The organism is Thiomicrospira sp. S5 (assembly GCF_003991075.1).
GTDB lineage: Bacteria > Pseudomonadota > Gammaproteobacteria > Thiomicrospirales > Thiomicrospiraceae > Hydrogenovibrio > Hydrogenovibrio thermophilus.
The window spans coordinates 482120-508482 of sequence record NZ_CP014470.1; the positions used below are offsets into that span (position 1 = coordinate 482120).

Annotated in this window: 25 protein-coding genes; 10 read left to right on the plus strand and 15 right to left on the minus strand. The window is 53.1% G+C overall.

The annotated features are described in order from the left end of the window. Nucleotides 1-222: 222 nt before the first annotated feature. The 6 genes from AYJ59_RS02200 (at nucleotide 223) to AYJ59_RS02225 (ending at nucleotide 10510) form a co-directional block, all read left to right on the plus strand. Nucleotides 223-2589 carry a primosomal protein N' gene (locus AYJ59_RS02200; RefSeq protein ID WP_127119207.1) on the plus strand — a complete coding sequence of 789 codons (2367 nt, stop codon included), beginning with the start codon at nucleotides 223-225 and terminating at the stop codon, nucleotides 2587-2589. Nucleotides 2590-2669: 80 nt separating this feature from the next. After that, complete coding sequence (locus AYJ59_RS02205; RefSeq protein ID WP_127119208.1) at nucleotides 2670-3173, plus strand: DUF2062 domain-containing protein; 504 nt, start codon at nucleotides 2670-2672, stop codon at nucleotides 3171-3173. Next, nucleotides 3170-5041: a TIGR03545 family protein gene (locus tag AYJ59_RS02210; protein ID WP_127119209.1), complete on the plus strand. Its 1872-nt coding sequence runs from the start codon at nucleotides 3170-3172 to the stop codon at nucleotides 5039-5041. Before AYJ59_RS02205 ends, AYJ59_RS02210 begins: the two co-directional genes overlap by 4 nt. A 111-nt stretch (nucleotides 5042-5152) precedes the next feature. After that, nucleotides 5153-8383: a methyl-accepting chemotaxis protein gene (locus AYJ59_RS02215; RefSeq protein WP_127119210.1), complete on the plus strand. Its 3231-nt coding sequence runs from the start codon at nucleotides 5153-5155 to the stop codon at nucleotides 8381-8383. A 91-nt stretch (nucleotides 8384-8474) separates the two neighbouring features. Then, nucleotides 8475-9494, plus strand: coding sequence for a CsgG/HfaB family protein (locus tag AYJ59_RS02220; protein WP_225972326.1), 1020 nt, complete (start codon nucleotides 8475-8477; stop codon nucleotides 9492-9494). After that, nucleotides 9491-10510, plus strand: coding sequence for an LPP20 family lipoprotein (locus tag AYJ59_RS02225; RefSeq protein ID WP_127119211.1), 1020 nt, complete (start codon nucleotides 9491-9493; stop codon nucleotides 10508-10510). The genes AYJ59_RS02220 and AYJ59_RS02225 overlap by 4 nt, the downstream gene beginning before the upstream one ends. A gap of 23 nt (nucleotides 10511-10533) precedes the next feature. On the opposite strand, the gene bioC is transcribed toward AYJ59_RS02225, so the two are convergent. The 4 genes from bioC to bioB are packed head-to-tail and all read right to left on the minus strand — an operon-like array spanning nucleotide 10534 to nucleotide 14565. Then, nucleotides 10534-11469, minus strand: a complete 936-nt coding sequence (gene bioC / locus AYJ59_RS02230) for a malonyl-ACP O-methyltransferase BioC (protein WP_335930356.1) — start codon at nucleotides 11467-11469, stop codon at nucleotides 10534-10536. Next, entirely contained in the window at nucleotides 11466-12311 is an 846-nt protein-coding gene (bioH, locus tag AYJ59_RS02235) for a pimeloyl-ACP methyl ester esterase BioH (protein ID WP_237260361.1), read from the minus strand. The genes bioC and bioH overlap by 4 nt, the downstream gene beginning before the upstream one ends. Nucleotides 12312-12332: 21 nt before the next feature. Beyond that, complete coding sequence (gene bioF, locus AYJ59_RS02240) at nucleotides 12333-13526, minus strand: 8-amino-7-oxononanoate synthase (RefSeq protein WP_127119212.1); 1194 nt, start codon at nucleotides 13524-13526, stop codon at nucleotides 12333-12335. A 22-nt stretch (nucleotides 13527-13548) separates the two neighbouring features. Further along, the gene (gene bioB, locus AYJ59_RS02245) at nucleotides 13549-14565 is read right to left on the minus strand and encodes a biotin synthase BioB (protein ID WP_029938928.1); all 1017 of its coding nucleotides are present in this window, start codon (nucleotides 14563-14565) and stop codon (nucleotides 13549-13551) included. Nucleotides 14566-14636: 71 nt separating this feature from the next. Here bioB and AYJ59_RS02250 point away from each other — a divergent pair, with 71 nt between their 5' ends. Continuing rightward, nucleotides 14637-15332, plus strand: coding sequence for a ComF family protein (locus AYJ59_RS02250; protein ID WP_127119213.1), 696 nt, complete (start codon nucleotides 14637-14639; stop codon nucleotides 15330-15332). Between the two features lie 26 nt (nucleotides 15333-15358). Here the strand turns inward: AYJ59_RS02250 and AYJ59_RS02255 are convergent, their stop codons facing one another. The 11 genes from AYJ59_RS02255 to hisB form a co-directional block, all read right to left on the minus strand. Then, nucleotides 15359-16045: a zinc metallopeptidase gene (locus AYJ59_RS02255; RefSeq protein ID WP_127119214.1), complete on the minus strand. Its 687-nt coding sequence runs from the start codon at nucleotides 16043-16045 to the stop codon at nucleotides 15359-15361. A 27-nt stretch (nucleotides 16046-16072) separates the two neighbouring features. Next, entirely contained in the window at nucleotides 16073-17824 is a 1752-nt protein-coding gene (locus tag AYJ59_RS02260) for a thioredoxin domain-containing protein (RefSeq protein ID WP_164730726.1), read from the minus strand. Between the two features lie 49 nt (nucleotides 17825-17873). Further along, the gene (gene tatC, locus AYJ59_RS02265) at nucleotides 17874-19001 is read right to left on the minus strand and encodes a twin-arginine translocase subunit TatC (RefSeq protein ID WP_127119216.1); all 1128 of its coding nucleotides are present in this window, start codon (nucleotides 18999-19001) and stop codon (nucleotides 17874-17876) included. Further along, entirely contained in the window at nucleotides 18998-19492 is a 495-nt protein-coding gene (gene tatB, locus AYJ59_RS02270) for a Sec-independent protein translocase protein TatB (RefSeq protein ID WP_127119217.1), read from the minus strand. The genes tatC and tatB overlap by 4 nt, the downstream gene beginning before the upstream one ends. A gap of 57 nt (nucleotides 19493-19549) precedes the next feature. Further along, nucleotides 19550-19807, minus strand: a complete 258-nt coding sequence (gene tatA / locus AYJ59_RS02275) for a twin-arginine translocase TatA/TatE family subunit (RefSeq protein WP_029938922.1) — start codon at nucleotides 19805-19807, stop codon at nucleotides 19550-19552. Nucleotides 19808-19931: 124 nt separating this feature from the next. Continuing rightward, nucleotides 19932-20252 carry a histidine triad nucleotide-binding protein gene (locus AYJ59_RS02280; RefSeq protein WP_029938921.1) on the minus strand — a complete coding sequence of 107 codons (321 nt, stop codon included), beginning with the start codon at nucleotides 20250-20252 and terminating at the stop codon, nucleotides 19932-19934. A 24-nt stretch (nucleotides 20253-20276) separates the two neighbouring features. Beyond that, nucleotides 20277-20618, minus strand: coding sequence for a phosphoribosyl-ATP diphosphatase (locus AYJ59_RS02285; protein ID WP_029938920.1), 342 nt, complete (start codon nucleotides 20616-20618; stop codon nucleotides 20277-20279). A gap of 8 nt (nucleotides 20619-20626) precedes the next feature. Further along, complete coding sequence (hisF, locus tag AYJ59_RS02290; protein ID WP_029938919.1) at nucleotides 20627-21400, minus strand: imidazole glycerol phosphate synthase subunit HisF; 774 nt, start codon at nucleotides 21398-21400, stop codon at nucleotides 20627-20629. A gap of 10 nt (nucleotides 21401-21410) precedes the next feature. Beyond that, entirely contained in the window at nucleotides 21411-22151 is a 741-nt protein-coding gene (gene hisA / locus AYJ59_RS02295; RefSeq protein WP_127119218.1) for a 1-(5-phosphoribosyl)-5-[(5-phosphoribosylamino)methylideneamino]imidazole-4-carboxamide isomerase, read from the minus strand. 40 nt (nucleotides 22152-22191) lie between these two features. Further along, nucleotides 22192-22833, minus strand: a complete 642-nt coding sequence (hisH, locus tag AYJ59_RS02300; RefSeq protein WP_127119219.1) for an imidazole glycerol phosphate synthase subunit HisH — start codon at nucleotides 22831-22833, stop codon at nucleotides 22192-22194. Nucleotides 22834-22837: 4 nt separating this feature from the next. Beyond that, entirely contained in the window at nucleotides 22838-23425 is a 588-nt protein-coding gene (gene hisB, locus AYJ59_RS02305) for an imidazoleglycerol-phosphate dehydratase HisB (RefSeq protein WP_029938916.1), read from the minus strand. Between the two features lie 404 nt (nucleotides 23426-23829). Here hisB and ccoN point away from each other — a divergent pair, with 404 nt between their 5' ends. From ccoN to AYJ59_RS02320, 3 genes are all read left to right on the plus strand, one after another. Further along, on the plus strand, nucleotides 23830-25260 hold the full coding sequence (gene ccoN, locus AYJ59_RS02310; RefSeq protein ID WP_029938915.1) for a cytochrome-c oxidase, cbb3-type subunit I: 1431 nt from the start codon (nucleotides 23830-23832) through the stop codon (nucleotides 25258-25260). A gap of 74 nt (nucleotides 25261-25334) precedes the next feature. Beyond that, nucleotides 25335-26165 carry a cytochrome-c oxidase, cbb3-type subunit II gene (ccoO, locus tag AYJ59_RS02315; RefSeq protein ID WP_029938914.1) on the plus strand — a complete coding sequence of 277 codons (831 nt, stop codon included), beginning with the start codon at nucleotides 25335-25337 and terminating at the stop codon, nucleotides 26163-26165. Continuing rightward, the gene (locus AYJ59_RS02320) at nucleotides 26158-26343 is read left to right on the plus strand and encodes a cbb3-type cytochrome c oxidase subunit 3 (RefSeq protein ID WP_029938913.1); all 186 of its coding nucleotides are present in this window, start codon (nucleotides 26158-26160) and stop codon (nucleotides 26341-26343) included. Before ccoO ends, AYJ59_RS02320 begins: the two co-directional genes overlap by 8 nt. Nucleotides 26344-26363: the final 20 nt, after the last annotated feature.

Below are 26363 nucleotides of genomic sequence, written 5' to 3' on the forward strand. Positions count from 1 at the left end.
AAAGAGTGCGTATAGTGTAGCGGGTTCAGCTGTAAATGGCGATGGAAATTCCATATGCACCATAAGGAAAATTTGTTGCGTCGAAAAAAGCGATGCCGACCTGAACTCGTGGCGATAAGCGGGTACAATAAATCGTATTTTTCAGGGGGGTATTTTCACAGTCGTGGATAAGGAACGCATGCAAAACGGTCGAAGGGTTGCCGCAAAAAAGGGGAAGGCGCTATGTTTGTGAAAGTCGCCGTGCCCGGACCGTTTTTGGCGCCGTTGGATTATGCATTGCAAGCCGTTTCGAGTGACGCTGAGAATGGCGCTCATGCGGAGACCGCGAACCTGTCGCTGGCGCTGGAACCGAATGAGTCTTCGGCGGATGCAGGAGATTCCGAAACGTCAACACAAAAAGATATTTTGCCTGTGATCGGTGGTCGGGTCACGGTGCCGTTTCGCAATAAGCGCCACACTGGCATTGTCATGGCCTTGAGTGAAGAAGCCGAAGTCGACGCCGCCAAAATCAAACCCATCGACACGGTGTTGGACGCCGAACCGATTTTCTCCGAGCCGGAAATGGCGCTGTTGCAGTGGGCCAGCCATTATTATCATGAGCCCATCGGCAACGTTATGCAAACCGCCTTACCGAAACGGATTCGCCAGGGCGAATCTTTGACGGTGGAAGGCGTGCCCGCTTGGCAGTTGACCGAAATCGGGCAGTCTGCCGAATCCCAAATTGCATCCAATGCCACGCAACAAAAGGCGCTGTTCAAAGCGCTGTCCAAAGCGCTGTCCACCCAAACCGACGCCGTCACCGCCGAGCAATTGAATGCGGTGCTCAGCGGTTGGCGTTTGCCGATGAAGCGTTTTATCGAAAAAGGCTGGGTCGAGGAAATTGAAAAAAGTTGTCTGCACGCCCTGCCGCCCAGGGAAAAACTGGCCAGGCCTGGTCATATCTTGAATACCGAACAACAGGCCGCGGTGGACCAGGTGTTGGCCCAAGACGGTTTCAGCGCGCATCTTTTAGAAGGGGTGACCGGCAGCGGCAAGACCGAGGTGTATCTTGGCTTGATTGAAGCCATCATCGCGCAAGGCAAACAAGTGCTGGTACTGGTGCCGGAAATCGGTCTGACGCCGCAAACGGTCAAACGTTTCGAAGCCTATTTACAGGCGCCGGTGGCGGTGATGCATTCCGGTTTGAACGATAAGGAACGTCATTGCGCCTGGTCGCTGGTGAAAACCCATCAGGTATCGGTGTTGCTGGGAACGCGTTCGGCGATTTTTACGCCGTTTGACAATCTTGGCTTGTGCATTATGGACGAAGAGCATGATTTGTCATTCAAGCAACAGGACGGTTTCCGTTATTCGGCGCGGGATTGTTTGGTGCGCCGGGCGCAGTTGGAAAAAGTGCCGGTGGTGTTGGGGTCGGCGACGCCGTCGCTGGAAACCCTCTACAATGCCGAAAGTGGCCGCTACCATTGGCTGAAACTGACCCGCCGCGCCGGCACCGCGTCCTTGCCGACGATCGGTTTGCTGGACGTGCGCGGTGTGCCGCAGGAAGAAGGTGTGTCCGAGGCCCTGAAAGCGCAGATGCACACGCATTTGCAGGGCGGTGGGCAGGTGTTGTTGTTTTTGAACCGACGCGGTTATGCGCCGGTGTTGATGTGTCATGACTGTGGTTGGCAAGCGGCCTGCCCGAGTTGCGATGCCAATATGACTTACCATCACCAAGTGGGCGAACTGCGCTGTCATCACTGCGGACACCAGGAAAAGGCGCCGTCGCATTGCCCGAATTGCGGTTCCGGCGAATTTGTTAAAGTCGGCCAGGGCACGGAACGATTGGAACAGGCCGTGGCGGCTTGGTTCCCGGATTATCGCGTGTTACGGGTTGATCGCGACACCACACGCAATAAAGGCCAGATGATGGCCTTGACCGAACAGGCCAGCCAGGGCGAAGCGGATATTTTGATCGGCACGCAAATGCTGGCCAAAGGCCATCATTTTCCGAAAGTGACCTTGGTGGGGTTGTTGGACATTGACCAAGGCTTGTTCAGTTGCGACTTTCGCGCCGCCGAGCGGATGGCGCAACTGGTGGTGCAGGTGTCGGGCCGCGCCGGGCGGGCAGAACAGGCCGGTGAAGTGTTGATTCAAACCCACCATCCGGAACACCCATTATTGAAAGTGTTGGTGGAGCAAGGTTATGGCGCCTTTGCGGAACAGGCGTTGCAAGGCCGTCGTTTGGCGGAGTTGCCGCCGTTTCAATATCAAATTCTGTTGCGCGCTGAGTCGGTGGACCCGCAGTCCGGTTGGACCTTTTTAAATGATGTTAAAAACCGCCTGAACTTTGCTAAAATGCAGTTATTACGTTCGCATTTCTCGGTAGCCGAGCCGGCGGACGAGGCGCCGGAGCTTGAGGTGTTTGGCCCGGTCAGTGCGCCGATGTTGCGCCGGCAAGGCCGGTTCCGTTATCAGTTGCTGCTGCAAAGCGCGCAACGTGGTTGGTTGCACACTTGGTTGGCGCAGGTGGAAAGTGAACTTTACACCTCGCCCCAGGCGAAAAAGGTACGCTGGTCCTTGGATGTCGATCCACAGGAGATGACCTGAAACATGGCTTGGCGACCGATTTAAAGGCCTCCGGACAACGGCCGGAAACGACTTAACTCATCCCGTTTAGAGGAGAAAGCATGTCCCTATTAATCAAGTTGTTCAAGGCGTTGAATGCCAACCAGCATTCCGGTCAGATCGCCTTTTCGTTTGTGCTCGGTATGATTCTGGGCTTAACTCCACTCTTTTTCCCGCACAACCTGCTCACATTGGCATTGATTTTCTTCTTGCGGGTAAACCTTTCAGCGGTCATCGTGGCGACGCTTTTCTTCAGCGGACTGGCGTATCTACTCGATCCGGTCTTTAATCAAATCGGTTTATGGATTTTGCAGGCGCAGACGATGCAGTCGGTGTTTACCGACTTGTACAACAGTGCTTTCTGGCGCTTCCTGCACTTCAATAATTCCATTGTGATGGGCAGTGTGGTGACGGCGTATCTGTTGAGTGTGCCGGCCTTCTTGTTGTTCTGGGTGCTGGTGAAAACCTACCGTCAGCGCTTCCTGGTGTGGACGAATAAATTCAAAATTATTCGATTGTTAAAAGGCGCCGAAGGGGCCGGTTTTGTATCGGGGATGATGAAATGAGCGAAACATCAAATAACACGCAAACACAATCGTCGCAACCGGCACCGAAAGGCTGGGTGCGTTGGTCAGGCCTGGGCCTTTTTGCCGGGATTGTCGTGGCGGTGGTCGCCATCGGCTATTTCAGTTTCACCACCATTCTGAAGAGTCAGTTGGAACATTATGCTTCCCAAGCCTGGGGGGCGAAAATCGAGATTGGCGCTTTGGATTTGGGCATTATGCCGATTGAGGTCGGGCTGCGTGAATTGCAAGTGACCGATCCGGACAAGCCGATGGAGAACCTGTTGGTGTTGAGCCGCCTCAGTGCTTCCTTGAATCTGTATCATTTGATTGCCGGGCGCACGGTGATTGAGGACGTCAATTTCACCGGCCTGGCGATGCACCAGCCGCGTGACACGTCCGGTGCGTTAGCGAAGGCGTCGAAAACCGAGACGACCGATGCCGCGGAAAAAGACTCGAAATCCGGCGGGTTTGCCATGCCGGACATGGCTTTGCCGGACCCGAACGAGATACTGGCGCGCGAAAAACTGGAAACCTTGGAAGCGGCCAATCGGGTGCAGGCGCAGTTGGACGAAATCGACCAGGCCTGGTCGGAAATGCAGAAAGAATTGCCGTCCGATGCCGAAATTCAGGATTATCAAAAACGGTTCGAATCTCTGACCGGCGGTAAAAACGATATGCAGTCGATTCTGGCAAAAAAAGACGAGTTCGAAAAACTGCAGTCGGAGCTGGAAGCGAAAAAGAAAACGTTGGAAAAAGCTCAGGATTTATTGCAGAACAAGTTGCCGAAAATCCAGAAAGACGTGGTGGCGCTGAAAGATCTGCCGGAAAAAGATTACAACCGTCTGATGTCGAAATATTCGCTGAATCAGTCCGGTTTGTCGAACGTGACGTACCTGTTGTTCGGCCCGCAAATTCAATATTGGACGGATGAAGGTTTGAGCTGGTATCGCAAGCTGGAACCGTTTATCGCCAAACTGAAAACCATGCAGGCCGAACAGGCGGCGGAGACCGAAAAACAGGCGCCGCAGCGGGCCTTTGGTGTGGATGTTGCTTTTCCTGAATACGATCCACAACCGGATTTCATCATCAAGCGTATCAACGGTTCCGGCACCTTGGATTGGGGCGATATCGACATTCGTGTCCGTCAGGTGACGTTTGATCATCCGACTACCCGTTTGCCGGTGCTGTTTGAAGTGCTCGGCAAACCGAAAGGGCAAGACCAAGCCTTGCGAGTGATTGGAGAAAGTAACTTTACCGACCCGCAAGCGCCGCTGAACGAAGCTAACATTGTTTGGGATGGCTACCGAATTTCGGATTGGACGATTTCCGGCGACAAAACTCTGCCAGTGGTCATGAAGCAGGGGGCCGTCGACGTAACCGGTAAGATTTCACTGGTCGGCGTCGATGAAGTCAATGCCGTGGTCGATATGGTTTACCAGGATGTGGCGATGGACGTCAGCCAAAGTGCTTCGAAAGAGGTAAAACGTTACATCGCGCCGTTGTTTGACGAGGTGAAAGCCTTCAAAGTGAAAGCGGACATTTCCGGCGAGGTCACGGCACCGAACATCAACGCCAGCTCGAATCTGGATAAGTTGATGTCCGGCGCGTTCAACAAGGTGTTGGGGCAAGAGCTGCAACAGGTGAAGGCGGAATTCCAAGATCAATTGAACGCCAAGCTTCAGGAGCAATTGGGGCCGATTAACCAGCAGTTGAACGGCTTGTTGGGCGACAAAGCGGAACTGGGCAAAGAAACTGCCAGTCTGGATAAAATGCTGAATTTCGACTTCGAATCCTTGGTGAAAGAACAAGCCGGGGGCGAAGCGGAAAAAGCCGTAGGCGACAAGCTGAAGAATTTATTTAAGTTTTGACGGATAATTACATTACCGAATCAGAGGATTTCGCAAAGGCTTTTGACAGGAAGTTGAAAGTCATGATGCTTTTGTGCGTTTAAGCCATCGAACATCAGGAAAGAGATAACAATGAGAGACAATGGACCTGTTACACAACAAGAATATCAAATTCCGCAGGGCTATATTTTGGTGTCGGAAACCGATTTGCAGGGCAATATCGTTTACGCGAATGAAGCCTTTATCGAAGTCAGTGGCTACACCTGGGTCGAGCTGAAAGGCCAGCCGCACAATATGATTCGGCACCCGGATGTGCCGGAAAAAGTATTTGAAGACCTTTGGGCGTGTTTGAAGCGCGGCGAGCCGTGGCATCAATACGTCAAAAACCGTCGTAAGAACGGCGACCACTACTGGGTGGAAGCCAATATTGCACCGGTGGTGGAAAACGGTGAAATCGTTGGCTACAAATCGGTTCGAAACCCGATCAAAAACGATGAAGTCGAGTTGGCGGAAAGCGCCTATCGGTTGATTCAAAACGGTCAACGTCTGATTAAGAAAGGGGCGCTGGTGACGCCATTGTCGCAACGACTGGCGCGCTGGAGTCCTTTGCCGCAGAAAAGCATTATGGGCAAAACCATTTTGCCGTTGATTGTAATGGCGATCGTGTGGAGTGCCGCTTTGCAGCTGTATTTGCAGAATGTGGCCGACAACCTCTATGCCGGAGCGGTGGTCGAGCGCCAGGAACTGTTGTTGAAAAACCTGGATTCGGAAATCGCCAGTCAAAGCCAGATTGCCTTGACCAATGCAGTCGGGATCGCCGGGAACTCCGCGGTGATTTACGGCCTGTACGACCATCAGGACACGGTTTTGTGGCAAATCCTGCAGGTCAACCACGATCAGTATGTCAAGCGTGCCAATATGCCGGGCATCGGTTTGGCGATTTTCGATGAAAACCTGAAGCAGGTTGCGTCCAGCGGTGTGCCGATTGCGGTGGATGCCATTCCGAACGAACCCATTACCCGAATCACTTTCCAGCCGGAGGGGGGGGTCATTCAAGCTTTGGTGCCGGTGCCTTATGGGGATAAAACCATCGGGTTGGTTGGCGTGAGCCTGCCGTTACAGCAAATTGCCGGTTTGGAGAAAGAATCCCGTCACCATTATGCGGCGTTGGACTTAGCGAAGGACCAGTCGTTCAGCTTTGCGAAAGGGTTCGAGGATTCCAAACTCAAAGACTTGATGGGGCAGGCGGATCGCACGCAGTTGGTCGAAAACGGTTATGCGGTGGTCGGCAACGACTTTTTGGTGCTGGGTAAAATCCATGCCGGGGATCAGGTCATCGGTGCCCACCTGATTTCCGAGCCGATGAACATTCTCGATAAACTGCTCAGCGACACCTACTTCATGATTTATGTGGCCCAGGCGGCCATGTCCGGCGGCTTTATCCTGTTGCTGATTCAAGTCTTCTGGCGGATGCGTAATTACGTGCTGAAACCAATGAGCCGCTTGACGCAAAAGTTGTCGATCGCTTCGGAAGAAGGCAGTTTGTCGGTACGTGCCGATGTGGTGGTGGACGATGAAATCGGCCAGATGGCGCGTAACTTCAACCATTATGTGACGTCGGTTCAGCATTTGATGATCAGTGTGTCCGATATGATCTCGGCGTTGTCAAAAGGCGATTTGCAATATCGCATCCAAGCCGATGCCAAAGGGGATTTGGATATCCTTAAGGGGCAGGTCAATCATTCGGCGGAAAACATTCAAAATGTGATTTCGGAACTCGATCGGGCCATTCAGTGTCTGATCGAAGCGACTTACGATTTCGAAACGCAGGCAAATTTTGAAGGTGATTTTAAAGTCATGGTCGATGATCTGCAAAACGCCATGCGTAACACCCACGAAGCCGTGTCCGGTATTAATCAGACCATGAAAGCCATCGCGGAAGGGAATTTCTCCAGCCGTTTGACCACGCCATTAACGGGCGAACTGGATTCATTGAAGCGCAATATCAATGAATCCTTGGATCAACTGGAAGCTGGGATTACCGAAGCGGTGGAAGTGGTGGTCGCGCAATCGGAGGGCGATTTGACGCGTCGAGTCGAAGGGCAGTATCTCGGTAAAATCGGGGTGATGAAAGACGCCATTAATACTTCATTGGAAAACATGGGGCGGGCGATTTCCGAATTGATGGTGTCGTCTCGCACCGTGAATGATGCGTCGGATCAAATTGCTTCCGGCAGTTCCGATTTGTCGGACCGTATTCAAAACCAAGCCGCGACCCTGCAGGATACGGTCACGTCGATGGATATGATCACGCAAACGGTTCGTAAGAATGCCGAAAATGCCAATGAAGCTTCGGCACTGGCCTCGGCGGCTAAAAAACAAGCCGATGACGGCGCGGAAGTTATGTCGCAGACCATGGTGTCGATGAAAGAACTGTCCGAATCGAGTCAGAAGATTTCCGACATCATCGGATTGATTGATTCGATTGCGTTCCAGACAAATTTATTGGCCTTGAATGCCGCCGTGGAAGCGGCGCGTGCCGGAGAGCAGGGACGTGGATTCGCGGTGGTGGCCGGTGAAGTCCGTACCTTGGCCGGTAAATCGGCGGATGCCGCGAAAGAGATTCGCAGTCTGATCGAAACCAGCGTGAATCAGGTCGCGCACAGCGAAACCCTGGTGCAACGTTCCGAAAGAGAATTCGCGTCCATTGTGGAAGTGATTTTGAAAATGCATCAGTTCATTTCCGATATTGCCTTGGCCAACGGCGAACAGACGCAAAGTGTCGAACAAATCAACCGCGCCATTGAAGGTATGGACGGTGTCACCCAGCAAAATGCGGCCTTGGTTGAAGAAACCGCGGCGGCGGCGGACACCTTGCGTGGCGAAGCCGATCAGATGCGCAGTCAGGTCGGATTCTTCCATTTGCAGAAGGATACGATGGGCCGCGGTTTGACGCGTGGGCAGGCGGTCATCGAGAGCTTTAAGGTCGATCATTCCGCCTTGGTCAAATCGGAGTCGGAAGACAGTTGGGATCGTGCCTTGGTGCGTCGTGCCTTTAAAAACTGGGTCAACAAGCTGCAAGCCCATGTCAATGACATCGGTTCCGCATCCCGAGCCGATTTCGATAACCCGACCGGGTTTACCCATTGGCTGCAAGGCGAAGGCCGTGAACGCTATGGCGACGTGGCGGAGTTTGCTTTGATGGCGCAGCTGTATCCGAACTTGCGTAAAGACTTGATGAAAGCCTATGATTTGAAAGCCGAGGGGCAGGACGATGAAGCGAAAGTGCACTTCATCATTGTGCAGGAGCTGTCGAATTCGATTCTGGACTTGATGGATGCGCTGGAGAAAAAACTGGCTTAAGTCTCAACGTTGAGGCCATACAATAATAACGAATCCGGGCCTTTGGGTCCGAGAGTCGAACACTCTGATTACCCTTTGGACGAAACTTCTGATGATGAGTACGAAAATTTGGAGCGCGGCGCGTGCCGGTCTGTTGGTTGCAAGCGCGTCGGCGATGGTCGGCTGCGCGACCAACGTGAAGCTGAAAGTGTTGGAGCCGGCGCAAATTGATCGGGCGGCTCAAACCAAACAGATTGCGGTGTCACCTTTTGAGCAGGACACCGTCGGGTTGGCGGGAAAAATCGAAGCGACCCTGGCCAAGCAAAAATTGGACGGCCAATATTATTTCACCACCGTCAGTCGTAACGAGGTGGATCAGTTGCTGAAAGAGCAGCGCTTTCAGTACAGTGGCGTGGTGGATGAGGCCAAACTGGTGGAAGCGGGCGAGTTGCTCGGTGCGCAAGCCTTCGTGACCGGAGAGGTGACGTCGGCTTCGGCGCGAGACGACCGTCATTACGAAGAACGTATGCAGTGCGCCGACAAAAAATGTAACGAATTCCGCGTCTATAAAGTGCTGTGTGAAATCCGCACCATTTCCATGGGCGCCAATATCAAGATGATTGATGTGGCAAAAGGCGACATTATCCATGCCGATACCTATATGAAAAGCCGTCGTTGGAAACATTGCCGCGATGATTCGCGTTCACTGCCCTCCAAATCCGCCGGACTGGAATTGTTGGCATCGGAAGTGGCGACCGATTTCGTCTATAAACTGACGCCGCACTATACGCATATGACGGTGTCCTTGTTGGAAGACCCGGACATCGACTATACCGCCGAGCAAAAGAAAACGTTGTCGTTGGCCATCGAATACATCGAAGCCGGGCGATTGGATAAGGCCGAGCGTTTGCTGGGCACCTTGCTGGATTCCACCGGTAACCGTTCTTACGTCGCCGCGTACGATTTGGGCGTGGTCAAAGAAGCACAAGGCGATTTGGTTGAAGCCAAGCGCCTGTATCATCTGGCCGATGATCTGCAATTGGAACCGGTTGACGAAATCAATGAGGCCGTGATGCGAATCGATCACGTCATGGCCAACCGCGAAAAAGCCCTGTCGCAGATATCGCAATGAGACCATTCCTACTCTTTTGTTTTTTCTCGTTCGCTCTGACCGCGTGTGTCGGTCAGGACGTGAAGCCGCTCTCCACCACTGAAAAACCGACGCCGGACTGGTTTCTGAACCCACCGTCCGATACGACTCGCCAGCTCTACGGGGTGGGCGAAGGTCGAACGCGGGAGGAGGCGGTGCAAGCCGCGTTGGTGGATATCGCCGCCAAATTGAGTGTACAAGTTTCCGCCACTTTCCAAAGCCGTTTGCAGGTCACGCAATCCACGTATGAATACGCGGAACGCACCTCGGAGAAACAAGTTCAATCCCAAGTGGCAAAAATTCAGCTGCGGGATTATCAGGTCGAACGTGCAGAGCGTTTGGGTTACGGCAAGACGGTGGCACTGGTGGGGTTGGATCGTCAGGCCTTGTTCGAGGATTTACGACGTCAGCAGGATGCGCAAATGCAGACGCTGCAAACGGCCGAAAGCGCCCATCAGAAAGACGGTGCTTTAGGGCAATACGTTTTCTATCGCCGTAGCCTCGATGCGCTGGCGGACTTTCGGCAACGTTTATTGATTTTGGAAACCTTACAGCGTGATTTCGATACTCGGCCGTACAGCGATTTCCTGCAACGGTTTGAACAGCGCACTGCCCGTTTGAAAGCCGAAATGCGCTTGGTGGTGATGGCGGACGACGATACGAAGCGCCTAGTCGGGCCTTTGCAAAGTGCTTTGAGTCAGGCCGGGTTTCAAATTGCCAAAACGACCAGGCCTGGCGAAAAGGCCCAGATTCGCTTGATGGCGGAAGTGGCGCAGTCGCAAGCTTACGGTTTCTACATCGAGCGGATGGCGCTGAACATTCAGGCACTCAGCGACGGCGTGCAAATCGGCGGTCATAAACTGAATTTGAAAGGGCAGGCCACGCACAGCTTCGAACAGGCGCGTGAAAACCTGACCGTGAAGTTCCAGCAACAACTGCAATCGCAAGGCCTGAATGCCGTGATCGGTGTGTCGCTCCTGCCAGCCAAGGCCGACTAATTCCTTTTCGCTTGAATTGTGCTTTACAGCTGGCGGGTTTGTTTGGCGAACTCGTCCAGGCTGATTTCCACCAGGCCATCGCGACTGCGGTTGGGGCCTTTCACCACTTCCTGCGCGGCCCAGGCATGGCCGTGAATCACTTCGTAAGTCGCTGGCACCACGCCGTTGCGTCGAAACTGTTCATATGCTTCCAACATACGGGTGAAACGTTGTTTCCCCATTAAGCCGTGCTGACGCCCTTCGGTGGCGTTGGTGGCGCCGATGGCTTTGAGATCGCGCAGCACGCCCATCGGTTTGCTGTAAGTCAGGGTGAAATGTTCCACATCCATGACCGGTTGTCCGAAACCGTTGCGAATCAGGGCGTCGCCGATATCGTGCATATCGATGAAGGTATTGACGTGCGGGGTTTCATCCACTTCCGACCAGGCCTGGCGCAATTCTTTCAAGGTGTCCGGCCCGAAGGTGGTCAGCATCAACAAGCCTTCCGGGCGCAGCACACGGCGAAACTCCTGAAACACCGCATCCAAGTCGTCGCACCATTGCAGCATCAAGTTGGTGGTGATGAGGTCGACCGAATCATCCGCTAACGGCAGTTGAGCGGCGTCGCCATTCAGGCAGGTAGCGCCGGGACGGGTCAAATTAAAGGTGTCGGTCAGGGCTTTCGGCAAGGCCGGCCATTTCGGGCGCGTTAAATGTGTGTGAGCCCGTTGCAGCATTTGAATGGATAAATCCAGCGCCAAGACCTGAGCCTGCGGGTAACGTTCGACGAGTTTTTCGGTGAGGATACCGGTGCCGGCGCCGACGTCCAGAATGGTTTTGGGCGCTAAGGTAATCAAGTCGAGTCGTTCGTCCAGATGGGCGGCGACTTCGCGTTGCAATACGGCCGCTTCGTCGTAACTGACGGCGGCGTGATTGAAGTGTTGTTGAATGTGGGCGCGGCTGAAATGTTGCATGGTCATGAATGATAAGGATGTGCGCGTAAAAAAGCCAGTAATTCGCGAGCGGTGTCTTCCGGATGGGAAAAGAACGGCATGTGTCCGGCACCGGGTAATATGCGGGTTTCACCATCCGGTTGTAGCTCACTCAAGGCTTGAATCAATTCTTTCGGAATCAACGGATCGTGTTCGCCCAACAGCCAAAGGGTCGGCTGGGTCAGGTTCAGTAAGGCGTCGCGGTTGTCGATGTCGCGTAACAAGTAAAGGCCTTGCAATAAACCGGAATAATGCGGCAAGCTACGCTGGCTCATGTGTTGCCGTAAGCGTTTCATCAACGGGCGGGCGTTTTCGGTGCCTTGCAGTTGCAGGTTCCAGAATTGTTTTAAGACGCCGACGTATTCCACCCCGAGTGCTTTGATGAAATCGGCCATCAACGGCGGGCTGACCGCCCAGCGCCAACCGTCGTTCTGGACGAAACGGGGCGTGGAGGCCAGGCAAACCAAGCTTTTGACTCGTTCCGGCTCCCGTAGGGCGATCTGCTGGGCCAGCAGCCCGCCAAGCGACCAGCCCAATAAATGGGTGTGTTCGGGCAGAGCTTGAATCAAGGATTCCAACCAGGCCTGGTCGATTCGGCCGTTTTCCAAATTTTCAAAGTGCGGGCTTTGCCCGAAGCCCGGTAACTCGATTAAATGCACCCGATAGTGCGGACACAGAAATTCAATGGCCCAGTCTTGCCAGATACTGTTTTCCGCGGCCCAACCATGAATCAAGGTCAGGTTTTCGATGGCTTCTTTAGCACCTTCACCCGTATAGGGCAACATGTCGGTGTGAAGGGTTAAGGGGCTGATGTTCGTGTTTTCGGACATGGCGGTTATTGTACGGCTATTTTAGGAATTTTGGGATGGGAATGCATCGGCACACTGAGCCAGCGCGGCCAATAAGCCGTCGATTTGCTCGGACGTGTGGCTGGCCGATAAGGTTACGCGGAGGCGTGCGGTGTTTTTGGGCACTGTCGGTGGGCGAATCGCACCGACCCAATAGCCTTGCTGTTTGAGTGCGTCCGACCAATCCAGTGCGCGTTGGCTGTCACCGATCATAATCGGTTGAATGGCGCTTTCCGACGGCCAGAGCGTCAGCCCGATTTGCGCGGCCCCGTCACGGAAATATTGGATATGGCGCTGCAATTGGTGACGCGCGTCGTCGGCGTCTTGTACTAATCGCAAGGCTTCTCGCGTCACCTTGGCGTTAATGGGCGAGCTGGCGGTGGTGTAAATGTAGGGGCGTGCCAGTTGAATCAGGGTTTCAATCAGAATCTTGCTGCCGGCGACAAAGGCGCCGGAGGTACCGAAGGCTTTGCCGAACGTGCCCATCAAAATGGTGTTGTCGCCCGGCGTCAGGCCAAAATGCTCGAAGGTGCCTTGTCCATGCGGCCCGACGGTGCCGAAACCGTGTGCATCATCCACAAACAGCCAGGCCTGGTAAGTTTTGGCTAAGGCTTGAATTTCATCCAAGGGGGCGAAATCGCCATCCATGCTGAAGACCCCATCGGTGACAATCAGGCATTGGCGGTTTTCGGCCTGGGCCTGTTTCAGGCGTTTTTCCAGCGCTTGCATGTCGTTGTGCGGATAACGTTTCAGATCGGCGTCGGAAAAGCGGGCGCCGTCGATGAGAGAGGCGTGATTGAGCTTGTCGGCCAGAATCCAGTCGCCTTTTTGCATCAAGGTTTGCTGTACGGCGAGATTGGCCATATAGCCGGTGGAAAACAGCAACGCACGTTCACATCCGAGCCAATCGGCGATTTCATCTTCCAGAAGGTGATGTTCGAGGTGGTGGCCGGTCACCAGGTGCGCTGCGCCGGAGCCGTAACTGAGCGAGTCCACGGATTGCAGGGCTTCTTTTAATTTCGGGTGATTGGCGAGCCCCAGATAGTCATTGGACGAGAAATTCACGACTTGAAGGCCGTTGATTTGCATTTCCGGGGTTTGCGCCGAGGTGGCGAGTGGGCGGCGCCGGGTGAGGGCGGCGACTTCCCGCTCGGCCAAAATCGGCGCAAAACGGGATTCGATGGACTCTTGAGACATGACGAGAACCGACTTGTTCAGGTTAAGCGGTCAGTTCGGTGGCTTGCTCCGCCAGTTTTTTCGCGGCCATTTCGGCTTTGACGTTTTGCTGCATGGTGATGCCGAGTTTCGCGAACAACTGTTCGTCGTGCCCGCCTTCCGGATTGTCGGTGGTCAGCAGTTTGTCACCGTAGAAAATGGAATTGGCACCGGCCAGGAAACACAAAGCCTGGGCTTCGTCCGGCAGCTCCATTCGACCGGCCGACAAGCGCACGTAGGTTTGCGGCATGACGATGCGCGCGGTGGCGATGACACGGATGAATTCAAAGGAATCGGTCTGGCCTTTCATGTGCGCCAGCGGAGTCCCTTCAATCGGCACCAGCAGGTTAATCGGTACGGAATTCGGGTGGTGACGCATGGTGGCGAAGGTGCGAATCAGTTCGGCACGGTCCTTATGTTCTTCGCCCATGCCGATAATGCCGCCGGAACACACATTGATACCGGCTTGCTGCACCTTGTCGATGGTGTCCAGACGGTCTTGATAATTACGCGTGGTGATGATTTTCGGGTAGAAGGCTTCGGAGGTGTCGAGATTGTGGTTGTAGTAGTCCAGCCCGGCTTCCTTCAGTTGCGCTACCTGGTCGTCGTTGAGCATACCGAGGGTCAGGCAGGTTTCCAGCCCCAAATCCTTGACGACACGCACCATTTCCAGCACACGCGGGAAATCTTTTTTGGTCGGGTTACGCCAGGCGGCGCCCATGCATAGACGGGTGGCACCTTTTTCCTTGGCGACCAACGCCTGCTCGATGACTTCCTGCACTTCCATCATCTGTTCTTTTTCGACATCGGTCTGGTTACGGGCGCTTTGCGAACAATAGGCACAGTCTTCCGCACAACCGCCCGACTTGATGTTCACCAGGGTGCTGGTCTGAACTTCATTGGGGTTGAAGTACTGACGATGCACCGTTTGGGCTTGAAAGATCAAGTCGTTAAACGGTTGATTCATAATGGTTTTGATTTCATCAAGCGTCCAGTCGTTGCGAATGTCACCGAGGGCCATATTCTTCTTTCCATTGTTGCGTAACGTTACGTTATTATAGCGTATTTAGCCGTTCAACAATCTTAAGAAATATGAACTCGTTTGAAAAATGGCTGTTTCCGCCGACCTGTGTGGTGACGGATGCGGCCGGGCAAGATTTGGATTTGTCCGAGACGGTCATGGCGAAAATGGCCAGACCTGGTGTGGCGTGCCCGGTGTGTGGCGAACCCTTGCCGGCCCTGTCGGCACCTCAGGTCTGCGGTGCCTGTTTGGCGCAGGCGCCGAGTTTTGAGCAAACCCAGGCGGGTTTTCGCTACGAAGCGGTGATGGCGGATTTGATCCAGGGATTGAAATATCATGAACAACTCTACCAGGCACGGTTATTGGCTGAACTCTGGACGCCGCATTTAGACGTTGGCAGCGTGGAGGCTTTGATTCCGGTGCCGCTGCACGTCAATCGTTTGCTGGAACGCGGTTTCAATCAAGCCTATGAGTTGGCGAAATCCTTGTCGAAAGGGACGGGGCTACCGGTGTTATCGCAGTCGGTGACGCGGGCCAAGCAAACGCCACCGCAAGCGTTATTGAACGCCAAAGACCGTCGTCGAAATCTGAAAAGCGCTTTTGCACTGATGTCGGAGACCGATTTGCACGGACTGAGCGAAGTGGCGCTGGTGGACGATGTCATGACCACCGGCGCCACTATGGAAGCATTGGCGTCGGTGTTGAAAAAGCGATTTCCCGAATTGCGGATACAGGTTTGGGTGTTGGCGCGGGCTTCCGGCCAATAGTGTCAGGCGTCTGTTTTTTGAACCTATCAACGTCCTTTGATGGCGCGAATCCATTTCCATAAATTAAACAGACTCGATAAGGACGCGGCCACATAGGTCAAGGCACAGGCCTGGAGGATTTTACGGGCCTTTTTCAAGTCGGCGTCGTCCAGGTATTCGCCTTCCTTGAGCAACGGCAAAGCGCGTTTGTAGCTGGCGTCGAATTCCACCGGCAAGGTGGTGAGGTGAATGATGACCGGCACGCCCATGGCGATGAATCCGGCCCCGAAGGTCACCAGGCCAATCAACGGCGTGTGCAACAGCGGAATCAGTACCGGCGTGGCCATCAGCGCGATGCCGCTGAATTTTTGCATCCATTGTGAACGTTCAATCAGCACCGTACGTTGCATCAACGGTTCGTAGTTGGCTTGATCTTGCAGGGCGTGACCGATTTCGTGCGCCACGGTGGTGATGGCGGTCAGCGAATTGGAATGGTAATTTTCCGATGAAATGCGCACGACTTTGTCGATAGGGTCGTAGTGATCGCCACCCGGTGTTTCTTCAAGAGTCACCGGCAATTGATACTTTTTAATCAAATGTTCGGCGAACTGGCCGCCGGTGCCGGGAATGTCAGGGTGCGGCTGACGGTGTTTCTTGAGGATGTAATTGGTCCACAGGTTGGGCAGCGAGGTCACCGCAAACAATAAAATAAACCCGACGATCAATAACCCCATAACGCCCTCATGCGATGTGTCCTTTTCTTAGTTTGATTTTGATTCCGGACAATTCAAAGCGTGTCCGTAACTGGCGTAACGCAGTGGATAACGTGCGATTTCCGTTTGAGAGTGTGCCAGATGTGCGGCGTTTCCGCAATCCAAAATGGCGGTTGGGCTGGGGAGGGCGTCATCCGGTAAGGCCCAGTGGCCGACCTGACCCGGCAACAGGGGCGCATCGCTGAAATGCCAGCCTTCCGGACTGAAAAAGCGCTGGGTCGCCTGCTGTTGCAAGCGGTGAATGGCCTGTTTTAACGCAGGCGCAGAGGCTTGGGTTTGCCAGTCTTTCAAGCCTTGCAGAACATAAGCGTAGTCTTGCAAGTTGGCCTGCCCGATGGGCTGGTTGTCCAGCGATAGCGCGCGTGGTGGTTGCGGCAGCTGCATGAGTTCGGTCAGACGTTTGGCAAGCTGTTTGGCTTGCGTCTGCCAATGTGGTCGGTTGGCGACATCTTGTCGAACGGCCTCGGCGTAAGCCGAAAGCATCAATCCGTTCCAGCCCAGCAAACTTTTGTCGTCGGTGGGGATGTCGCTTGGAGCACGTTGCAACTTGCGACGAATCGAGGCCCAGTGTTGGTTGGTCGGTTTGGGGTGCCAGCCGGCTTCATAGGGTGGGGCTCCCTGTAATGACCAGGCCTGGTCAATTTTGGCATATTCCGCGGGTGTCAGGCGAGCCTGTAGTTCAGTTTTTGTCCACAGATAGGGGCCGCCTTCCACTTGCTGATCGTCAATGGCGGATTGGCTGCCGCGAAACAGGTGTGTCGCCGGGTTCCAAAGGTGTCGTTCGGCATAGCGCAGTGTTTGGCGCGCGGTGTCGAGATAATCGTCGCGTTGGATAACCTGAGCGGCACGAAAATACACTTGGGCCAATTGGGCTTGGCTGTAGAGCATTTTTTCAAAATGCGGGGTTTGCCACTCCGGATCCACGGTGTAGCGGTAAAAGCCACCGTGAACGTGATCGAACAAATGTTGTGACTGCATCTGGTCCAATGTCAATTGCAGCCAGTCGTGCCGATGTTCAGCTTGAGAATCGTCGGTGTTATTCGGTTGCAAGGCTGTCCATAACACGCTGGCGTTCGGGAATTTATGGCTGCCTTTTAGGCCACCGCTGAGGTCGTCCATTTGATGGCCGAGCGCCTGATTGAAACGCCGCTGGAATTCGGATGATGTCAGTGTTAGGTGTTCAGGTGCATTTTGTCGAGGGTGAGATGGCGTCTCGTTGAGGCCGCTTTGCGCCGCTTGAATAATGCGCTGTGGTTGAGTCTCCCACAGACGTTGTACGCGATGGAGAGTGGTCATCAGTTGCGATTTGGGTTGATAAACGAACGCGAAAAAGGGCAGGCCGTTTGGAGTGAGAATCACGTGTTGAGGCCAGCCGGCGTGACCGGCGGCCTTTTCGGCGAACTCAATCAGGTAGCGGTCGAGGTCGGGGGAGAGTTCGCGGTCGATTTTGACCGGGATGAAGTGTTGATTCAACAGGCGGGCGACGTCTTTATCCTGGTAATTTTCCTGTTGCATGACATGGCACCAATGGCAAGCAAAATAGCCGCTGGATAGAAAAATCAGTTTGTTGTCACGCTGGGCGTCTTTCAGAACCGACGCTTGCCACTCTTGCCAGTGAACCGGATCCTCGCTGTGCATGGCGAGATAAGGGGAGGGGTGATTGACCAGGGTATTGTTCACTGTAGCGGCAAAAGCAGGGAGGGCAACCAGGCTGAATAAAACCGGCAGCAACCGAGACATCCGAAATGCGAATGGACGAAAACCGACCAGGCCTGGTCGGTTTTGGGGATTATTTATCCGATTTGTCGGTTTTGGATGAATCGCCGGACGGCTTGGGCGAGTCCGAAGGCTGGTCAGTTGGAGTGTCCTTTTCATCCGTTTTGTCGGTGTCATTGGCGTCTTCTCCCGCTGGCTTATCCGCGTTTTTGCGCGCTTCTTCTTCCGCTTTGCGCTTTTGATGCTCGCGTTCTAGGATAGCAAATTCCGAATCGATTTCGTCAAAGGTTCGATCCCAGTCTTCGTCGTCTTCGAGTTGGTCGGCGTAACGGGTGTCGTATTCTTCGTCGTCATCGGTTTCCGGTGGCGCTTGGCGTTTTGTCGCATGGCTGGACGGAGTCTTTGAATCGTCATTGCTGTCGTATTCCTCGTCAGCGTCATCCGCGCCATCGTCTTTGGATTTGCGTGCTTTCAGCACGGTGCGACCAACGATGATGCCGGCTTCGTACAACAACCACATCGGAATCGCCAACAGTGTTTGCGATACGATGTCCGGTGGTGTCAGCAGCATGCCGATGATGAAGGCGCCGACCACGACATACGGACGCGCATGGGAGAGTTTTTGCGGTGACACCATGCCGGTTAGGATGAGCAAGACAACGACAATCGGGACTTCAAACGCCAAACCGAATGCGAAAAACATTTTGATGACAAAATCGAGGTAGAGTGCGATGTCGGTGGCGACGGTGACGCCTTCCGGTGCGGCGGTGGAGAGAAAGCCGAATACCAGTGGGAAGACGACATAGTAAGCAAAGGCGCCGCCGGCGTAGAACAAGAAGGAACTGAAGAACAGCAAAGGGCCGACCAGTTGGCGTTCATGTTTATACAGCGCAGGCGCGATAAAGGTCCAAAGTTGATACAGCAGAAACGGCATTGCTAGGTAGATGGCCAACACCAGGCTTAATTTGAACGGTGTCAGGAACGGCGAGGCGACGCCGGTGGCAATCATGCTGGTGCCTTCCGGCAGGAAGCGTGACAACGGTTCGGAAATGTAGATGTAGAGGTCGTTGGCGAATGGGAACAGTATGACGAACAGCACCAAAATCGCCAAAATGCCTTTGGTGACGGAGTTTCTCAGTTCCAGCAGGTGCTGGACGAGGGTCATTTCCTTGTCGTTAGGAGGTAGGGCACTATCGCTCATGACGTTTTATTCGTTTCCACACTGTGGGTATCGGCGGTTTGAGTCGCCGGCTTTTCCGAGGACTCTTCGGACGCGTTGGCGTTTTCCGTCTTGTCGTCGGGTTGGGCCTTATCGTCTTGTGATCCCGGTAAGACGGGTTGGGCCGGCGCCTTGTTGAACTGGGAACCTTCGGCGGGTTGGTTCGGGTCGTTTCCAAACGGACGGGAAAGTTCGTCGATACCGAACTCGTCCTGCATATTGGTCAGGTCATCTTGCAAAGAATGGCTTACGGATTCAATCTGTTTGCGTTCCTCCTCCAAGTTGATGGAGTGTTGCAGTTCGCGTACCGTTTCGCTGATTTCACTATTGTCTTTGACGGAATTGATGAAGCGCTTGGTCTTGCCGACGAATTGGCCGATTTTACGCGCCACTTCGGGCATGCGTTCCGGGCCGATGACAATCAAGGTGATGACCAAGATGACGATGATTTCAAGAAAACCGATATCAAACATCTAGCGCATGCCTATGGTTATATGCAGAAAAGGAAGTTGGGAAAGGCGAAAGCGTGATTACGCTTTAGGCTCGTCTTTCTTTTCTTCCGCTTTTTCTTCGGCTTTGACGTCAAAAACGTTTTCGCCGTCTTTTTTCTCAAGCTTCTGTTCGGCGACTTTCTCGTCTTTGTCTTTGTTTTCGTCTTCCGAAACGGCTTTTTTGAAGCCTTTGATGGCGCCGCCCAAGTCAGAACCAACGTTTTTCAAACGCTTGGCACCGAACAGGACCAAAACGATTGCTAGAATGATGAGTAATTGCCAAATGCTGATGCCCATTTTGTTTCTCCAGTAAAAAAGGGTGGCCTTTCGTAAAATGACCGCTAATAATAGCAGACTCTAATGTCTTTTTTCAAATCACTTCGTTGTGATTTAAGCGATTTAATGGATGGATCCGCTTGGGTTATTCGCCCATGAGGTGGATGTGGATGTGGAAGACTTCCTGTCCACCGGACTCGCCGGTATTGATTTGAGTTTTGAATCCGTCCAATCCTTGCGACTGCGCCAATTGCGGTAGAAGCAGCATCATGTGACCCATCAGGTCTTTGTCTTCCGGCGCCAAGTCGAACAATGTCGGAATCGGTTTTTTGGGAATGATGAGCAGATGCACTCGGGCTTTCGGGTTGATGTCGTTGATGACGATACACTTTTCGTCTTCGTAGACGATTTCGGACGGAATTTCCTTGTCGATAATGCGACTGAAAATGCTTTTTTCAGGGGTCATGGTTGTGTTCCTGTTAGGGTTTGGTTATGAGTCGTTTTGTGAACGGCTCGCCTTTTCTTCATGGCCGGATAGGCCAAAACGTCTTTGTAATTCTTGCATGACATCGTCGCCGGAGCGTCCTTGTTGGGACAGCAATATCAGCGTGTGGAACCAGAGGTCGGCCACTTCGTAGACCAGGTTGTCGGTTTTGCCGGTGTGCTCGGCATCCTTGGCGGCCATGACGGTTTCGGTCGCTTCTTCGCCGACTTTTTTGAGAATCTTGTCGATGCCTTTGGCGTAGAGGCTGGCCACGTAGGAGGTGTCGGGTGATTCCGACTTACGGGCTTCCAAAACCGCGTCAAGTTGCGACAGTATGTCGTTCTTCATCTGATCGCTCATAACCGTACCTCGATTCCGGACTGTTGCATCATTTCTTTCGCTTCCTGCACCGTGTGTTCGCCGAAGTGGAAAATGCTGGCGGCCAGGACCGCTTCGGCATGGCCGAGCTGAATGCCGTCGCAAAGATGCGACAGTTCACCGACGCCGCCGGATGCGATGACGGGGATTTTAACACTATCGGCAATCCGGCGTGTGAGTTCGATGTCGAAACCGCTTTTGGTGCCGTCGCGATCCATGCTGGTCAGCAGCAGTTCACCGGCGCCGAGCGCTTCCATTTTTTGGGCCCATTCAATGGCGTCGATGCCGGTTTCCTTTCGGCCGCCGTGGGTGAATATTTCCCATTTGTCAGGGTCGCCTTTCAGACTGACCTTTTTGGCGTCAATGGCGACGACAATGCATTGTGATCCAAAGGTGTCGCAGGCTTCCTGAACGAAGCCGGGATTGAAAATGGCTGCCGAATTGATGGCAACCTTATCGGCGCCGGCGTTGAGCATTTTACGAATGTCGTCAACGGAACGGATGCCGCCGCCGACGGTTAAGGGAATAAACACCTGGCTGGCGACTTCCTCGACCACGTGAACGATGGTGTCGCGCTCGTGTGCGGTGGCGGTGATGTCCAAAAAAGTGATTTCGTCGGCGCCTTGCTGGTCGTAGCGTTTGGCAACTTCGACCGGGTCGCCGGCATCGCGGATGTCGACGAACTGGACACCTTTGACGACGCGACCGTTATCGACGTCCAGGCAGGGAATAATGCGTTTCGCTAAACTCATGCGTCAATCCTTATGCCTTGGAAAGCTCGTCGGAAAGGGTTTGGCCTTCACGGAAGTTCAAAGAGCCTTCGTAAATGGCGCGCCCGGTGATGGCGCCGGTGACGCCATCGGTTTCAATGGTGGCCAAGGCGCGAATGTCATCCAGATTGGTAATGCCGCCGGATGCGATGATGGGAATGTTCAAGGCTTGGGCTAGAGTTTGGGTGGCTTCGATATTGACGCCTTGCATCATGCCGTCCCGCCCGATGTCGGTGTAAATGATGGCTTCCACGCCGTCGTTTTCAAATTGCTTGCCCAGTTCGGCCACGTGGTGGTCGGTGACTTCCGCCCAGCCGTTGATGGCGACCATGCCTTCTTTGGCGTCCAAGCCGACCATGATGTGCCCCGGAAACGCTTGGCAGGCTTCGGCGACGAACTCCGGGTTGTGAACCGCTTGGGTGCCAATGATGCAGTAGCTGACGCCCGCTTCGAGATAGGCTTCGATGGTGTTCAGGTCGCGGATGCCGCCGCCGATTTGAATCGGCAATTCCGGGAAAGCCTCGCGGACCTGATAAACAGCCGAGCCGTTGACGGGTTTGCCTTCGAAAGCGCCGTTCAGGTCAACCATGTGGAGGCGGCGTGCACCTTCCCTGACCCAGCGTTCGGCCATGGCGACGATGTCGCCGGAAAATACGGTGGCGTCTTCCATCAGGCCTTGGCGGAGTCGTACGCATTCGCCGTCTTTTAAATCAATTGCTGGGATGAGTAGCATGGTGTTCCTTCCGTTAAATCTTTGAAAATTCTGATTCGGTTTAGAGTTGGTTCCAATTCAGAAAGTTTTTGAATAATTGCAGTCCGGCGTCGGCACTTTTTTCCGGGTGGGCCTGAATGGCGAACAGCTTATCTTTAGCCAAGGCCGAAGCGAAAGTGGTGCCGTGTGTGGTTTCCCCGACGATGGTGTCGGCGTCCGTGGGCACTACATAGTAACTGTGGACAAAATAAAACCGGCTGTCCTGTTCGATGCCGTGCCATAACGGGTGGTCTTGTGTTTGGCGGATTTGGTTCCAGCCCATGTGCGGCATCTTCAGGTCTGGGTGATTTTGCAAGTCGAATTGTTTGACGTCGCCGGGCAAGATGTTCAGGCAGTCGATGCCGTCGTTTTCCTGACTGTGGGTCATGAGTACCTGTAGGCCCATGCAAATGCCCAAAAAAGGTTTTTCGGCCGCCGCTTCCATTAAAGTGTGGGCAATGCCGGTGTTGTTCAAGGCGTTCATGCAGGCTTTGGCCGCGCCTTGGCCAGGGAAGATGACCGCATCCGAATCACGGATGACGTCGGCATCGTCCGTGATTTGAATGCGAACCTGCTCTGGGGCGACGTGCTCCGCGGCTTTGGCGACGGAGCGCAGGTTGCCCATGCCGTAATCAATGACCGAAACAAGCTTTTGGTTGGACATAAGCTTATAACGCCCCTTTGGTTGACGGCAGTTGGTCGGCCATGCGCTCGTCGGTTTCCAACGCCATTCTCAGGGCGCGGCCGAAGGCCTTGAAGATGGTTTCGGCCTGGTGGTGAGCGTTCTTGCCACGCAGGCAGTCGATGTGAATCGTCGCTTGGGCGTGGTTGGTCAGGCCTTGGAAAAATTCGGCCACCAACTCGGTGTCGAACCCACCGATGCTGGCACGGGTGAAATCGGCGTTGAAGGTCAGGCCGGCGCGCCCGGACAGGTCGATGACGACGCGAGACAAAGCCTCGTCCAACGGCACGTAAGCGTGACCGTAACGTTTAATGCCTTTTTTGTCCCCAACGGCTTCACGAAGCGCCATGCCCAGACTGATACCGATGTCTTCCACCGTGTGGTGGTCATCAATATGGGTATCGCCTTTGGCATCGATCGTCAGGTCGATCAGGCCGTGGCGGGCGATTTGGTCCAGCATGTGTTCAAGAAACGGAACGCCGGTGGATAGGTCGGATTTTCCGTCGCCATCCAGGTTAACCGATAAACGGATTTGCGTTTCCAAAGTGTTTCTCTCAATGGTGGCTTGCCGCATGAGAATGCTCCCGTTTGGTATAAAAATTAGGGTGTTTTAAAAGCGGATATTATAGCGATTTTCTGACGAAGTTCGATGTTTAAATTTCCACCAGGCCTGGGTTGGTTAGGAAAAATTAATGTGGGTTATAAAAAAAATTTGTCATAGAAGTTCAAAAATTTATCTGATTTTTGCGATAATTGGCGTGTTATTTTTTAGGTCAATTCTGCATAGGGAGAGGCTTTCCGGGCATTTTTTGAATCAATTTGTTGATTTAGATTAAGTTTTTGAATGTCAGGGCTGGTGCGGTTGTAGGAGATTCTTATAATTCGCCATTGAGGAAAGTAAGTCCGGCGTTTTGGAATTGGTCACTCTGGAAGCTGTGTGGGCTTGATTAATTTTGACTATAAGGGGGAATCCGACTAATGGATACTACAGCAAAACCACAATATGATAATGGTGTTGTGAAGTACTTAGCGGTTGGTGCGATTACGTTCTTGGTATTGGGGACCTTGATGGGTACCTTTGCCGCGGCGCAATTGGCATGGCCGGCGTTAAACTTTGATATCGCGGAAATTACATTTGCGCGTTTGCGTGTGATGCACACGAATACTGTTATCTTTGCCTTCGGTGGTATGACATTGATGGCGACGGCCTTCTATACCGTTCAAAGAACGAATGGAGTCCGTTTATGGAGTAACGGGATGGCCTGGTTGACGGCGATTCTGTTTACGATTGGGTTGCTTGCCGTTGTTGTGACTATCTCGTTGGGGATGACAACTGGTAAAGAATACCATGAACAAGAATGGCCTCTGGCGATTGCGATTGCATTAGTCTGGACGCTTTATACGTTGAACTTCGTGATGACCATTGCGTCACGTAATAAAGAAACGCATCCAAACGTTTACGTTTCAAACTGGTTCTTCTTGGGGATGATGATTGCGATCACTTACCTTTACGTTGTAAACGGTTTGGCGATTCCGGTTTCTTTGTTCCGTTCTTACTCGCTGTTCTCTGGTGTTCAAGACGCTATGATTCAGTGGTGGTGGGGCCATAACGCGGTTGGTTTCTTCCTGACAGCCGGTTTCTTGGCAATCATGTATTACTTCGTTCCGAAGCAAGCACAACGTCCAATTTACTCTTACCGTTTGTCCGTTATCCACTTTTGGGCGTTGATGTTCGGTTATGTTTGGTTGGGTGCTCACCATCTTCAGTACACAGCGCTACCGGACTGGACCGGTTCCTTGGGTGCGGTTATCTCTTTGGCGATGATCATTCCGTCATGGGGTGGGGCGCTTAACGGGATGTTGACGCTTTCCGGTGCTTGGGACAGACTGCGTACCGACTACATCTTGCGTTTCTTGATCATTGCCTTGGCTTTCTACGCGATGTCCACCTTTGAAGGTCCGGTCATGGCAGCGAAAACTGTCAATGCGCTTTCTCACTATACTGACTGGACCATTGGTCACGTTCACTCTGGTGCACTGGGCTGGGTTGCGATGGTTTCCATCGGTGCCTTGTACCACATGGTGATGAAGCTTTGGAATACGGAAATGTATTCCATGAAGTTGATCAACTTCCACTTCTGGCTTGCCACAATCGGTACTGTGTTCTACATCGTTGCGATGTGGGTATCCGGTATCATGCAGGGTCTTATGTGGCGTGCTTATGATGAGTACGGAACTTTGGCGTACACCTTTGCGGAATCCGTTGCTGCGATGCACCCTTACTATGTAATGCGTGCGGTTGGGGGACTGTTGTTCTTCTCAGGTGCGGTTGTCATGCTTTATAACGTTGTGATGACAATCCGTATGGCGAATGCTAAGCAAACAGCGGCCGCCACAGCGAACGCCTAAAACGTACTAAATCAGTTGCGATGGGCGGAGCCCGTCGCAAGCTTAAGAATGATGAGTTGAGGAGCAATAGACTCATGTCAGATAATCAAAAACCTAAAAATTTTCAAGAGCGTCTAGAGAGAAATATCTTTGGGCTGTTCATCGCGACAGCGTTAGCCGTTTCGATTGCGGGTATCGTTGAAATCGTACCGTTGTTTTATCTAAAGCAAACGGTTGATTACACGGAGCAAACCGATAAATACGGTAACGTTAAAAACGAAAAGTTCCCGGAATTGGTTTGGGAAAGAACCTTTACTCAGGATGAGAACGGTAAGCTTGTTTCCGACAAGGCTTTGTATAAGCAAGACCGTAATGGCCAATGGGTTTTAGCCGATTGGAAAGCCGGTGACGGTGTTCGTCCTTATACTCCGCTGGAATTAGCCGGTCGTGACCTTTACTTGCGTGAAGGTTGTTATATCTGCCACTCGCAAATGATTCGTCCATTCCGTGACGAGCGTGAGCGTTATGGTCACTATTCACTTGCGACCGAATCCATTTACGATCACCCGATGCAATGGGGTTCAAAGCGTACTGGGCCTGATCTAGCGCGTTTGGGTGGTAAATATTCGGATGAATGGCATGTCATGCACTTATTACGTCCTCAGGATTTGGTACCCGAGTCTGTGATGCCGGCTTATCCTTGGTTGGCTGAGAATCCGGTCAGCGAAGACTTCTTCGGCACGAAACGTGATATGTCGAAGCGTCTAGCCGTCATGCGTACTTTGGGTGTGCCTTATACCGACGAAGAAATTGAAAACGCCAATGCGGCCATTGAAGGTTATACCGAAATGGATGCGATGGTAGCGTACCTTCAAGTGTTGGGCACAATGGTTAAATTAGACGATAGCAAGGCGTATCGTGAGTAATCTTGAAGCCTATATGAGTACAGACTGGTCCGCGATGACAACGTCGGATTGGGCCGGTCTCATCATTACGGTCGTCGTCTTTTTCGGAATGCTGATCACCTTTGTGCGGACATTACGTCCCAGCAAGCGTGAGGAGCTGGAAAAAGAGAAGTTCAAGATTTTAGATGAAGATGATTAAGTTATTCTGAGGAGAATAAA